Here is a 12,458-nt window from a genome sequence, read left to right as displayed (position 1 = left end):
TTGTCCCGATTTTTCGGGATGGTCACAAAGGAAGTGTCGCTTTTTGCAAAAATAAAAAGTAATTGCACGCATAAGATTTCCGTCTTTGACAGATACTAAGTGCAGTTATACAATCTTATTCCTGTATACACGATGGGCTGTGTGATTTAATGAACTGATTGTTTTTAAGTTACAATTTTAGTTATGTACTTAGAGTTTTTAAAAACAAATCTAACAAAAAAAGACCAAGAATCTGTTTGTTTTTTGTATTGAAATGAATTTCACATCGATATTAAGAATTTCTTTTTCTTTTTGCTAACGCATTCAGAAGGCTGTATCCGGCAAAACCAGAAACGATGGAAGCGATCAAGATGGCAAATTTGGCTTCGTCCTGAATGATGGGATCTTTGAAGCAGATAACGGCAATAAAAATGGACATGGTAAAGCCAATTCCGGCCAATAGACCGGCTCCGATCAAATGGGTCCAAGTGCTTTTGTCGGGCAGTTGTGAGATGTTTAATTTTATGGCAATAAAAGAAAATAGATTGATGCCCATGACCTTACCGGCAAACAATCCCAAAATAATTCCTAAACTGAAGGGACTTGCTAAATGATCGACCATGCCTTTGTGAAAACTGATGTTGGTATTGGCAAGAGCAAAAATGGGCATGATGAGAAAGTTAACCGGCAAATGCAGCTTTTCTTCTAATTTTTCTAAAGGCGAAATTTCGGTTTCGGATGTGTTGCACGGTATGGTAAAGGCCAACAAAACGCCGGCAATGGTAGCATGAATACCGCTGTGGTGCATGAAGTACCAAAGAAAAATTCCCGGTATGATGTAAAAAATATGTTTTTTAACTTTAAAAAAATTCAGCAAAAGCAACAGAATAAAAATTCCCAGTGAAATAAAAAGGTAAGAAGTCTCAAGCTTTTCCGAGTAAAACAGTGCAATAACCAAGATTGCTCCCAAATCATCGACTATTGCCAGTGCCGTTAGAAAAATTTTGACAGCAGCCGGAACCTTATTACCCAACATGGAAATGATCGCCAAAGAAAATGCAATATCGGTAGCCATCGGAATTCCCCATCCGTTGGAGTATTCTGTATTTTGGGTGAAAAACATGTAGATAACGGCAGGGATAACCATGCCGCCTATTGCAGCAAAAATCGGAAGTGAGGCATTTTTTAAGTTAGAAAGTTCGCCTTCTACCAATTCTCTTTTTATTTCCAGTCCGACCAATAGGAAGAAAATGGCCATCAAACCATCGTTGATCCAGATGCTTACAGGATATTTTAGGTGCAGGCTTTCGTTACCCAATTCTGTATCCAAAAGCGACTGAAACAAGGTGCCCAAAGACGAATTGGCCAGCAATAAGGAAATAAAAACACAGACAAGGAGTACAATCCCAGACGATTGGGAGTTGTGAAAAAATTGACTAAAATATCTGCTGATCTTCATGTGGTATAGTTAAGAGCGGATGACTTTGTTAATTCCGGCTACGGTTTTTAATTTTTTGATGGTTTCTTCCAACTGTAATTTATTTTTAACTTCCAAAATTATGGTTCCTGTAAAGATACCATCGTTGGATGCAATGGACATGCTCTTCATGTCCATGCTCATGGAGTTGGTGATGACTTGGGTGATGTCGGAGATCATGCCCATTCTATCCAATCCTTCAATGTCAACTTTAACACGATTTTTAAAGCTTTCCTCGTTCACCCATTTGGCTGTTAATACCCGATAATCGTATTGAGCTCTTAGGTTGATGGCATTCGGGCAATTGTCGTTGTGTACTTTGATGCCTTCGGAAATGGTAATAAATCCAAAAATTTTATCACCAGGAATTACCGTACAGCATTTTGCGTAGGAATAGTTGAGTTTTTCCTCATCTTTTCCAAAGACAATCATGTCCAGATTTTCTTTGGGTTGTTCTTCAAAAGCGGTATTTTTAGTGGGCGATTTTCTAATTCTGGTCCAGATATTGTTCAGTACATTTTTGCTGTGCTCCACATATTTTCGGATATCCGACGCATCCAAACTGCCGTCTTGGAAGCCCATGAAAAGGTCTTGTGAGGTTTTGAAACCAAAGAACTTTTGCATTTTATTGATCTCCTTGTCGTTGTAGGGCAATTTGGCATGGCGCAGTTTTCTTTGTAGGATTTCTTTTCCTTCGGATACGAGATTGTTTTTTTCGGTATTCAGGTAGGTTTTTATCCTCGCTCTGGCTTTGGAAGTTACTAAAAATTCTAACCAATCCAATTTTGGTTTCTGATTTTTTGAAGACAGAATGTCGATCTGGTCACCGTTTTGTAAAACATAAGAGATCGGTACCAGCTTGCCGTTGACCTTGGCACCCAAACAATGAAATCCCAAATCCGAGTGTACGCTAAAGGCGAAATCCAAAGCGGTAGAATTGGTTGGTAAAATTTTTATTTCTCCTTTTGGGGTGAACACAAAAACTTCCTTGGAGTATAAGTTTAGTTTGATGTTGTCCAACAATTCGGTGGTGGAAAGGGATTGTTGATTTTTCAATACCTCACGGATTTCGGATACCCAAGATTCAAAATTGGTATCGTCGGAGTTTTGCCTAAAACCTTCCTTGTATTTGTAGTGTGCCGCAACTCCTTTTTCGGCAACATCGTCCATTCTTTCGGATCGGATCTGTACTTCTATCCATCTTTTATCCGGACCCAAAACGGTTAGGTGCAAACTTTCATAGCCTGTGGCTCTGGGTTGGGTGATCCAATCTCGCATCCTGGACGGATTGCTGTGGTACAGGTCGGTGACAATGGAATAAATTTTCCAAGCGATGAATTTTTCATTCTTGGCATCGGATTTATAAATGATCCTAATGGCGTAATTGTCAAAGACTTCTTCGAAAGGGACGCCTTGTTTTTGCATTTTTCTATAAATGGACGAAATGGCTTTTGCACGACCTTTTATGTTGAAATGAAGCCCTTCTTCTTTCAGATGGCTGGAAACTTCTTTGGTAAATTCGTCAATATAAGTTTGGCGAAGCTCTCTATCGTGTTTTAATTTTTCTGTAATTTCTGTGTACACATCCGGATTGTTGTACTTCATGGAAAGGTCTTCCAATTCGGACTTTATGTTGTATAGCCCCAAACGATGGGCAAGTGGAGCGTAGATGTACACGGTTTCCGAAGCAATTTTCATTTGCTTGTCGGGTCTCATGTTTTCCAAAGTTCTCATGTTGTGAAGTCGGTCGGCAATTTTGATCAGGATCACACGGAAATCTTCTGAAAGGGTGAGCAGAAGTTTTCTGTAGTTTTCACTTTGTATGGAGATGTTTTGGTGGTTCATGATGGAGATTTTGGTCAATCCCTGAACGATTTTTGCAATTTTATCTCCAAATATTTTTTCCAGATCTTCGTAGGTGTATTCGGAATCTTCGATCACATCGTGTAGAAGTCCACATGCGATGGATGTTGCCCCCAAACCAATTTCTTTAGCCACAATTTTGGCTACCGCAATGGGATGATAGATGTAGGGTTCGCCGGTCTTTCTGCGTTGATCTTTGTGAGCATCCAAGGCAATGTCGAATGCTTTTCGGATCAGTTTGTTTTGATCTTCATCGAGAGTTCTGTATGTGCTGGAAATGAGGTCTTTGTAACGAGCAAGGATCTCTTTGTTTTCTTTTTCTAAGTCGTAAGCCATCTTCACTAATCTTATAGGTTTACGAATATATGAAAAAAAATGTTTTTTTTGAAGGTTTATGTCGTTTGTCAGCTGTTTTTGTTGAATATTTTTTGTTTTACATGGAGTTTGATTTCTGGGTTATGACAATGTGTGCGATTTTGAAAAAGATGAAGCAAAGCAAGCCCAGACATCCTAGCCCTGGTGGTAGCGGCATCCTTTTGTAAACTGTGGAAAGGGCTTGGCACAAAAGATAGAGCGGACAATAGGACGGGTAGAGAATTGGGGATCCGTCTTGATGCTCCCAAAAAAAGCGATATTTTTATGGATTTTTTTGAAAAATATGATTAAAAATTAATTAAAAACCGTGTTTGTATGCTTGTGATGATTAAATTTGTGCGGTAAAATTTTCAACTAAAAATTATGAACAAAAAAAGAATGTTGATGATGGCCTTGCTTGCTGTGGGGACTTTTTCAATGGCACAAGACCATTTGGTGAACAGCCTAAAAAATAATGTTTCGGAAAATCCGGATTTTAAATTTACCATCCTAAAGGAAATCGGAAATACCAATGTTAAAGATCAGGGTTCGTCGGGGACTTGTTGGTCGTATTCCGGGAATTCTTTTTTGGAGTCGGAAATGATCAAAAATGGTAAGCAACCTGTGGATATTGCAGAGATTTTTACGGCGAGAAATGTATATCACGACAAAGCAAAAAGATTTGTTTTGTTTGGTGGAGCCATCTCTTGGGGCGATGGAGGCGAGTTGCACGATGTGATCAATATGTATAAAAAATACGGAGCTGTACCACAAGAGGTGTACACCGGATTGCAGTTTGGACAGAGCCGTAACAACTTTACCGAAATGCAAGCCGTGGTAAAAAATATGTTGGATACCTATGCTAAAAATCCGTCTAAAAAATTATCTCCAAATTGGTTGTCGAACATCGATGCGATTATGGACAGTTATTTGGGCGAATATCCAAAAGAATTTGAGTACAAAGGAAAAAAATATACACCAAAATCGTTTGCCAAAGAAGTGGTGGGCATCAATGCCGATGATTATGTAGAGCTGACTTCGTACAAAGATTATCCGTATTACGAAAAATTTGTAACCCCAATCCCGGATAACTGGAGCCACGACATGATGTGGAATGTACCGATGACGGATCTTACAAAAATTATCGACTATGCTTTGGAAAAAGGATATACCGTAGGTTGGGCAACCGATGTTTCGGAGCCGTATTTTTCGTATAAAAATGGGGTAGCCTATGTTCCGGATATCAACTTGGACGAGATCGATGCCAAAACCAAAGCTGAACTTTTTAAAGGGCCAAAACCGGATAAAAAAATTACCGAAGAAATGCGTCAGGAAGGTCTGAATGATCTTACCACAACAGACGACCACGGTATGCATATCGTAGGATTGGCAAAAGACCAAAGCGGTAAAGAGTATTATATCGTGAAAAATTCTTGGGGTGCTACCAACGATTACAAAGGATATCTTTATGTTTCTAAACCGTATGTACAGTTTAAATCTACTGGAATTTTGCTCAATAAAAATGGAATTCCGAAAGACATCGTTTCTAAATTGAAAGTGAAAACCGATATCGGATTGTAATTTTTTTAAAAGTATAAGTTATGAGAGCCGTCCAACTTTTTGGACGGTTTTTTTTTGCATATTGCTGGAAGCTGATTTTGAAATTTTATCGATAAATCTTGTTTTCTAACTTTTGTACAAACACAGCGTTTTTTGAAAACAATAGGAGAGGATTTGATGATTGGTATGCTAAAAATCATGTTGTTTTAGCAGATTGTATGGAGAAAAATCATGTATTTGTATCGTGATGCAATAGATTTCTAAACTATTTTTACCAAATAATTTTGAACACATAATTGTGTTTGAAAATAAGATAAAAATATCCGAAAATGAATTTCAATTATTAAAGTTATGAATATAAAATCCCTTTCTGCACTGTTCATTGGTCTTGCGATTCTTTCGTGCCAACAAGTTTCTACAGCAAAGACAAGCAAATCAAAAGAAAATGCAACACATCATGTGATGACAAAAGAAAAACAAACCCAGACAAGTCCGGATCAGGTTTTGAAGGATCTTGTGGACGGTAATCTTCGATTTCAAAATGGAAATGGCATAGATAGAGACCACCAACTGCACATCAGTAAGACCAGTTACGGACAACATCCAAAGGCAGTAGTGTTGAGCTGTATCGATAGTCGTGTTCCTGTGGAGCATGTATTCGATCAGGGTATTGGAGATATTTTTGTTGGGAGAGTGGCAGGAAATTTTGTCAACGAAGATATGTTGGGGAGTATAGAATATTCGTGTAAAGTTGCAGGATCCAAATTGGTTTTGGTAATGGGACACCAACATTGTGGTGCCATAAAAGGTGCGATTGACGATGTGAAATTGGGAAACATCACTCCGATGTTGGAAAAGCTAAAACCGGCTGTACAGATGAGCGCATCATTTGATGCTGAAAAAACGACAAAAAATGAAAAGTATGTAAAACATGTTTCTGAAAACAATGTTCGATACACCATGAACCAAATCCGTGAGAAAAGTCCTGTCCTAAAGCAAATGGAAGATCAAGGAGAAATAAAAATTGTAGGAGCTTATTATCAGGTTTCTACCGGGAAGATCGAATTTGTTCATTAACAAATTTCGTCTCTTGAAAAATGATAAAAACAGTCTGTTAGATCCTATTCTAACAGACTGTTTTTTTTATGTGCAAAGTGGCAGTTGGAAATAGAAAGTGCTGCCTTCGCCGTAGCTGCTTTCTACCCAAAGTTTTCCGCCTTGTGCTTCTATAAATTCTTTACAGATGCTTAGTCCCAGACCGGTTCCGTCTTTTTTATTACCGGGGATTTTATAATATTTATCAAAAATACGATCCAGATATTGTTGTTGTATTCCTTGTCCATGGTCTTTTACAGAGAAAATGACTTGATTTTCTTTAATATCAATTCTTAAATTGATTTCTGAATTTTCATAAGAATATCGAATGGCATTAGAGAGTAAATTGGTTAGCACCCACGATGTTTTCTCAGCATCGGCCATTATTTTTATATCATCTTGTACGGTTGGACTTTTTATGCTTATGTTTTTTTTGTTCAGCAACAGATTTTACCGTTTCTACAGCATCTTTTAGAATGGGTTGTATGGTGGTTATTTGAGGTTCAATATGTATCGCACCACTTTCTACTTGCGTTATGTTGAGCAGTTCTCGGGTAATTTTCAACAACCGATTAGAATCTTCCATGATTCCCAAAACAAGTTCTCGCTGGTCTGTGTTTAGACTTCCAATATTTTGATTTTGAAGCAATTGTGTACCCAGTTGTATGGAGGCAATTGGGGTTTTGAATTCATGAGAAACCGTTCCTAAAAAATTGGTTTTTGCAAGATCCAATTCCTTGAAGGCGGTAATGTTTCTGAGCATGATTACTTGTCCAATGAAACGAGAGTCTTGTTCTCCTGTTGGTACAATATTTATGTTTATAACTTCTTTTTCGAAATAACTTTCTTTGTTATGTGCATAGATTTTCAGTGGATGATTATTCTTTTTTTGATCTTTATCTGGAAATATATCTTTAATGATTTCACGGATCAAATCATTGTTTACAGCGATGTTTTGAATGGGTTTGCCAATGAGGTCTTCTCTTTTTAACCCACTAATCATCAGTGCTTCTTCATTTATAAAAAGAATAATTTTATCTTCATCTATCCCGATTACAGGATCGTACATGTTATCGATTAGCGTTTCTATTCTTTTCTTGCCTTTTAATATTTTCTCCAGTTTACTTTCGGAATATTCTTCCAGTTTTTCTGCCATGGTATTGAAAGAATTGGCCAAATCTCCAAACTCTGAATTGCTTTGAAAATGAACTCTGTTTTTATAATTCTGATTGGCAATTTGCTTTGTACTTTCGGTAAGTTCTTTTATGGGATCGGCAATACTGGATGGTAAATTTACCAAGAGTATGAATGCAAAAATGAAACAAAGCGTCCCAACAACAGAGATGACAACAATAGCATCTTGTGCGGTATCTTCGGCTATGAAACTCTTCCTTTCTATGGCATCCATATTCAGTCGCATCAGCTCGGTGAGATCCTTTCGAACTGAGGAAACCAAGTGGGGATTTTCAAGGTCTTTTCTTAGTTGTTGGTAGTGTTGATAGACCAATTGAGTTGCCTCTTTTTCTCCAACCTCCGTAATGTTTTTACTTTGATTTTTTAAATTATTTTCAAAATTGAATAGAGCAACTTGAGGATTTTTTTTCATGTCTTCCAAAGCCAAGATCATATTTCTTGAATACAAAAGTGTATTGTAATTGGCTTTCAGGATGTTGTTGGTGTCTTCCTGCGATCAATAATAAAATGGTAATCATAATTTAGGTGTTAAAAATGGTTTCGTTGTATCGTATGCAAAAACCAAAAATGATGAGGATGGCATAGATGATGACGAGTAGGTGAAATGGCGTAAATCCTTTTCTTGTGGACGGAGGAATTTTCTTTTCATTCCAATGGGAGTTCTGGTTTCTCATTTTATTTAATTTTGTTCATGGTTCTTATGCCAAATTATGTTCCGTTGCGGAATGAGAAGTTGTAAGTCATTGGCTATAAGTTGTATAATTGATTTTATTATTTTTTGAAATGTAGAAAGCCTATCAAAATGAAAGGGGTGTTTATCAAAATGATATTGATACAAAAAAAATACCCACGAAATATTTCGTGGGTACATGAATTAAGTTCAGGTTGTAATGCTTATTTTATCTGGTATTCATCAATCTTTCGATACAAAGTGGCAATGCCAATTTCTAAAAGTCGGGCTGTTTCGGCCTTGTTGCCTCCGGTGTGATTGAGGATTTTTTGAATATGCAGTTTTTCTGCGCTGGCCATAGAAAAGGCAGAAAGTGATTTGCCCATTGTTGGGTTAAATTGCAATTCTTGTGGAAGGCTTTCAATTCCCAAAATATCGGTATCGGATAATATAACACTTCTTTCGATGATGTTTTTTAGTTCACGGATATTTCCTTTCCAATTGTTGTTTTGTAAGGCATCAATAAATTTGGGGGACAGTTGCAGTTGTTTTCTGTTGGATTTGTGTGCAAACATATCCGCATAATATTTTGCCAAAAGTGGGATATCTTCTTTTCGCTCCCGCAAAGCAGGTAGAGCAATGCTGAATACGGAGAGTCGATAGAACAAATCACTTCGGAAATTTCCTTTTTCGACTTCTTCTTCCAGGTTTCTGTTGGTAGCAGCAACAATTCGGACATTAACTTTTCTAGGTTTGGTATCGCCCACACGAAGAAACTCACCGGTTTCTAAAACTCTCAAAATTTTTGCCTGTAGTTCCAAAGGCATCTCACCGATTTCGTCTAAGAAAATGCTGCCGTTATTTGCTTCTTCGAACAAGCCCATCTGATCTTTGTTTGCCCCTGTAAATGCTCCAGATTTATGTCCGAAAAGTTCGTTTTCTAAAAGATCTTTACTGAATGCCGAACAGTTGATGGCAACAAAGTTCCCTTTGTTTCTGCTACTGGATTGGTGTATGGCTTGTGCAAAAACTTCTTTCCCGGTTCCGATTTCTCCAGTTAGAAGCACCGTGGTGTCTGTAATTGCTACTTTTTGAGCTAAAAAAATTACATTTTGCAAACATTTGGATTGGCCTATAATATTTTCAAAAGTATATTTCTTGGTCAGCTGTTGTTCCAGTTTTTCAATTCTTTTGTTTTGATTTACCTTTTCTTGAGCTTTGTAGAGTAGGGGAATAATGCGGTGGTTATCATCTCCTTTGGTGATGTAGTCGAAAGCTCCATGTTTTATGGCCAAAACACCATCCGGAATATTTCCAAATGCCGTAAGTAGGATGATTTCTAGTGCTGGATAAAGTTTTTTTATTTCTTTTACCGTTTCTACTCCATTACCATCCGGGAGTTTAACATCGCAAATTACCACATCAATATCTGCTAACTCCAATCGTTTTAGCCCCGATTTTATGGTTGATGCTTGGCATACTTTAAAACCTTCCAGAGATATTATTTTTACAAGGAGGCTTCTTAATTTTTCTTCGTCGTCTATGATGAGTACTTTGGTCACAAAAAATAATTTTATACAAATATATAAATCTATTACAAGTGTACTTTCAAATCGTGCACTTTCATACGAGGGGTATTTCTCAGATTTCTATCATGAATTATATCAACCCAAGGCATGTAATCTGTAAATTTTGATTAATTTTAGCCTCAAATTATTTTAAAATTATGAAAAAGTATATTTTAACCCTAGCATTGGGGATTTCTTCATTGGCATTTTCTCAGGATTATTCAGTGCCTGCAGCCAGTCCCAGACATAAAATTGAACATCAATTTTCCATATCCAAAGTAAGTGTAGATTACGGAAGACCGGGCGTAAAAGGCAGAGAAATTTTCGGAAAACTAGTTCCCTTCAACGAAGTGTGGAGAACGGGTGCCAATTCATCAACCAAAATAACATTTGGACAAGAGGTGAGTTTTGGTGGTAAAACAGTTCCTGCAGGGACTTATGCTTTGTTTATCGTACCTCAAGCACAATCATGGAAATTAATTTTGAATAAAGATTCTCAGCAATGGGGCGCTTATGGATACAACGACAAGCTGAATGTTACCGATATCGATGTTCCTGTTCAAAAATTGCCACAGACTATGGAATGGTTTACAATTGAACTAAATCCAGCAAAAGACGATCAATTGGACATGACGGTAGAATGGGAAAACTCTAAAGTAGTTGTGCCGATCCGCGTGGCAAAAGCTGAGGTTACCAACAAAATGATTGAAAAACTAAAAGAAGCTAAAAAAATTGAATGGGACGCTGGAAAAAAATAATTCAATAAAAAATCGTGTTATTTTTAAATAATGGATCTTAAATTCCTGTTGAAAGGAGTACAAAAAAACCGTTTCATTGTGTTATGAGACGGTTTTTTTATTCTATTTTGTAGGCTTACTAAGGTAAGTATAAACATTGTAGGGTAGGATGAATTTTTGGGTAAATAATTTTGAAATAAAACTTACCACCAAGATTGGAAACGCCAAGTTGAAGCCGTTAGGGACCAAATTGCAAATTAAAAAAAGTGTGGTGAGTGGCGCATAAATGGAGGTGGACAATGTTGCGGCGGCACCAATCAAAGCAAAATTTAACGGGTTGAGATTCGTCCCAAAAATAGAATTACACATCAAAGTGAAAGCAACTCCAAGATAAGCTCCTGCAACAATACTTGGTGCGAAAACTCCGCCATCGCCACCTGCACCTAAAGTTAGTGAAGATGCGATGGGCTTTAGCAACGCCAAAATAAGTAAGAAAAGTATGGAATTTTGGTACGGATTTTTGAAAATTTCGTTGAGTGAATGATAGCTGTCGCCGTACAAAAATGGAAAAGAGAACAACAGGATACCTACCAAAATGGCTCCGGAATTTACCCTCAAAAAGTTGTTGTTAATTTGGTTGAAGAAATCTTTAATATGAACAACCAATAAAGTAAAGTAAGCCGAAAGAAGTCCCGAAATTAGGCTCAACACAATCATAAAAGGAAGTGCAACCCAAGTCCAATCGCCAATGGGTGTAGAAATGATGGGCTTTGTGGGAAATAAATAAAGTGCCAACCAAGATGCAAATGCAGCAGTCGTACAACTGATAAAAAGTGTTTTATTCACTTTTCTTGCAATCACTTCCAAGGCGAACAACCAACCCACCAATGGAGAGCCAAATAAAATAGAAATCCCGGCGCATACACCGGCACAGATCAGCTCCAACTTGTACACATTGGCGGTAAAACTTTTTTCGTAAAAGGCATTTCCAACGGTTGCTGTAGCCACAACTGTAGAAACTTCAATCCCAGTTGAACCTCCAAAAATTACGGTTAAAAATCCGTTGAGATAGTGCGATGGAATCTTGAAAAATGGCAAATGATCTTTTCTTTGATCTACCGTTTTGTAAATTTCGGCAATCCCTTTATTCTTTCGATTTTGAAAAAGATATTTCCTTAGAAAATAAATGGCGGTTATCCCAATTGTTGGTAGAAATATAAGGCTAATAGTGTGGTATTGATGAGCCAAATGAAAGATAAACTCTTCGGAATGTTCGGTTAAAAGTTTCAAAGAATAGGCTAAAGCAGCGGTTATGCAACCAATCGCAAAGGAAATAAGGATCAATCTGTAATAATGTTTTCTTTGGATTTGCTTTCGATTCATTGGGGTTAAATATTTGGTTAATGCAAAAATATGCTATTATTTTTTTGTAAATATTAAATTTCGACTGTTTTTTTATTGATAAAATAAGATTTTAATAATTTATAGAATGGTTAGATCCATTTGTTTTTCACATCCGTCGATGCAAAAATTATTGTATTTTTTTTTGGTGTCATAAAACCACTATAGTGTGTTGAAAATGAGAAAATTGAATTTGTTGTAAAACTGTTAAAATAATTGAATATTTAAAATAATTAATAAAAAAAGTAAAATTATTTTGCTGTATTAAAAATAATTTATACTTTTATCAAACGAAAATGAAATATGAAAAGGGAAGATAAAGTAAATGTATTCGAAACCGATAATCCTAAAGAAGTTGAAGAAATTCTTCAACTATTGGCAAAACAAAACATCGCAACTGAAGTAGAAAAAAAAGTAGATGAAGACGATGATTTTGAATACTATCAAATAAAAGTTGCTCTTTTGGACGAACAAAAAGCATTCACTTTTATTGATGATTATTTAGAACAGCCCTAAAATTAATGGACACCAAATAATTTCTATCATAATTTTAAATTTTA

Annotated in this window: 12 protein-coding genes; 5 read left to right on the top strand and 7 right to left on the bottom strand. The window is 36.7% G+C overall.

Annotation, left to right across the window (positions count from 1 at the left end; translation table 11 throughout):
- Positions 1 to 271 precede the first annotated feature (271 nt).
- Positions 272 to 1,438 carry a Na+/H+ antiporter NhaA gene (gene nhaA / locus H9Q20_RS01435; RefSeq protein WP_187478126.1) on the bottom strand — a complete coding sequence of 389 codons (1,167 nt, stop codon included), beginning with the start codon at positions 1,436 to 1,438 and terminating at the stop codon, positions 272 to 274.
- A gap of 9 nt (positions 1,439 to 1,447) precedes the next feature.
- Positions 1,448 to 3,655: a RelA/SpoT family protein gene (locus tag H9Q20_RS01430; RefSeq protein WP_187478125.1), complete on the bottom strand. Its 2,208-nt coding sequence runs from the start codon at positions 3,653 to 3,655 to the stop codon at positions 1,448 to 1,450.
- Between the two features lie 29 nt (positions 3,656 to 3,684).
- Here H9Q20_RS01430 and H9Q20_RS13175 point away from each other — a divergent pair, with 29 nt between their 5' ends.
- The 3 genes from H9Q20_RS13175 (at position 3,685) to H9Q20_RS01420 (ending at position 6,310) form a co-directional block, all read left to right on the top strand.
- Complete coding sequence (locus H9Q20_RS13175; protein ID WP_164472005.1) at positions 3,685 to 3,861, top strand: hypothetical protein; 177 nt, start codon at positions 3,685 to 3,687, stop codon at positions 3,859 to 3,861.
- Positions 3,862 to 4,057: 196 nt separating this feature from the next.
- Positions 4,058 to 5,254 carry an aminopeptidase C gene (locus H9Q20_RS01425; RefSeq protein ID WP_124640457.1) on the top strand — a complete coding sequence of 399 codons (1,197 nt, stop codon included), beginning with the start codon at positions 4,058 to 4,060 and terminating at the stop codon, positions 5,252 to 5,254.
- Positions 5,255 to 5,584: 330 nt separating this feature from the next.
- Positions 5,585 to 6,310: a carbonic anhydrase family protein gene (locus tag H9Q20_RS01420; protein ID WP_187478124.1), complete on the top strand. Its 726-nt coding sequence runs from the start codon at positions 5,585 to 5,587 to the stop codon at positions 6,308 to 6,310.
- A gap of 66 nt (positions 6,311 to 6,376) precedes the next feature.
- Here the strand turns inward: H9Q20_RS01420 and H9Q20_RS13225 are convergent, their stop codons facing one another.
- From H9Q20_RS13225 to H9Q20_RS01405, 4 genes are all read right to left on the bottom strand, one after another.
- Complete coding sequence (locus H9Q20_RS13225) at positions 6,377 to 6,772, bottom strand: sensor histidine kinase (protein WP_262385553.1); 396 nt, start codon at positions 6,770 to 6,772, stop codon at positions 6,377 to 6,379.
- Positions 6,723 to 7,970 carry a histidine kinase dimerization/phospho-acceptor domain-containing protein gene (locus tag H9Q20_RS01415; RefSeq protein ID WP_262385552.1) on the bottom strand — a complete coding sequence of 416 codons (1,248 nt, stop codon included), beginning with the start codon at positions 7,968 to 7,970 and terminating at the stop codon, positions 6,723 to 6,725. Before H9Q20_RS01415 ends, H9Q20_RS13225 begins: the two co-directional genes overlap by 50 nt.
- A 73-nt stretch (positions 7,971 to 8,043) precedes the next feature.
- Positions 8,044 to 8,196, bottom strand: a complete 153-nt coding sequence (locus H9Q20_RS01410; protein WP_187478123.1) for a hypothetical protein — start codon at positions 8,194 to 8,196, stop codon at positions 8,044 to 8,046.
- A gap of 220 nt (positions 8,197 to 8,416) precedes the next feature.
- On the bottom strand, positions 8,417 to 9,754 hold the full coding sequence (locus tag H9Q20_RS01405) for a sigma-54-dependent transcriptional regulator (RefSeq protein ID WP_187478122.1): 1,338 nt from the start codon (positions 9,752 to 9,754) through the stop codon (positions 8,417 to 8,419).
- Positions 9,755 to 9,918: 164 nt separating this feature from the next.
- On the opposite strand from H9Q20_RS01405, the gene H9Q20_RS01400 reads away from it, so the two are divergent.
- Complete coding sequence (locus tag H9Q20_RS01400; protein ID WP_124640451.1) at positions 9,919 to 10,518, top strand: DUF2911 domain-containing protein; 600 nt, start codon at positions 9,919 to 9,921, stop codon at positions 10,516 to 10,518.
- 102 nt (positions 10,519 to 10,620) lie between these two features.
- Here the strand turns inward: H9Q20_RS01400 and H9Q20_RS01395 are convergent, their stop codons facing one another.
- Positions 10,621 to 11,880, bottom strand: coding sequence for a chloride channel protein (locus H9Q20_RS01395; protein ID WP_124640449.1), 1,260 nt, complete (start codon positions 11,878 to 11,880; stop codon positions 10,621 to 10,623).
- 321 nt (positions 11,881 to 12,201) lie between these two features.
- Here H9Q20_RS01395 and H9Q20_RS01390 point away from each other — a divergent pair, with 321 nt between their 5' ends.
- A complete protein-coding gene (locus H9Q20_RS01390; protein WP_187478121.1) occupies positions 12,202 to 12,414 on the top strand; it encodes a hypothetical protein in 213 nt (70 codons plus the stop codon).
- Positions 12,415 to 12,458: the final 44 nt, after the last annotated feature.

Origin of the sequence: Amniculibacterium sp. G2-70, from assembly GCF_014353055.1 — a bacterium.
GTDB lineage: Bacteria > Bacteroidota > Bacteroidia > Flavobacteriales > Weeksellaceae > Amniculibacterium > Amniculibacterium aquaticum.
The sequence above is the reverse complement of the archived record's forward strand: the minus strand, read 5'-3'. Positions and strand labels throughout refer to the sequence as shown.

Coding starts and splice junctions, on each gene's coding strand:
- H9Q20_RS01395 (WP_124640449.1), bottom strand. CDS start 11,880: ATGAATCGAAAGCAAATCCAAAGAAAACATTATTACAGATTGATCCTT.
- H9Q20_RS01400 (WP_124640451.1), top strand. CDS start 9,919: ATGAAAAAGTATATTTTAACCCTAGCATTGGGGATTTCTTCATTGGCA.
- H9Q20_RS01410 (WP_187478123.1), bottom strand. CDS start 8,196: ATGAGAAACCAGAACTCCCATTGGAATGAAAAGAAAATTCCTCCGTCC.
- H9Q20_RS01390 (WP_187478121.1), top strand. CDS start 12,202: ATGAAAAGGGAAGATAAAGTAAATGTATTCGAAACCGATAATCCTAAA.
- H9Q20_RS13175 (WP_164472005.1), top strand. CDS start 3,685: ATGAAAAAAAATGTTTTTTTTGAAGGTTTATGTCGTTTGTCAGCTGTT.
- H9Q20_RS01425 (WP_124640457.1), top strand. CDS start 4,058: ATGAACAAAAAAAGAATGTTGATGATGGCCTTGCTTGCTGTGGGGACT.
- H9Q20_RS01430 (WP_187478125.1), bottom strand. CDS start 3,655: ATGGCTTACGACTTAGAAAAAGAAAACAAAGAGATCCTTGCTCGTTAC.
- H9Q20_RS01420 (WP_187478124.1), top strand. CDS start 5,585: ATGAATATAAAATCCCTTTCTGCACTGTTCATTGGTCTTGCGATTCTT.
- nhaA (WP_187478126.1), bottom strand. CDS start 1,438: ATGAAGATCAGCAGATATTTTAGTCAATTTTTTCACAACTCCCAATCG.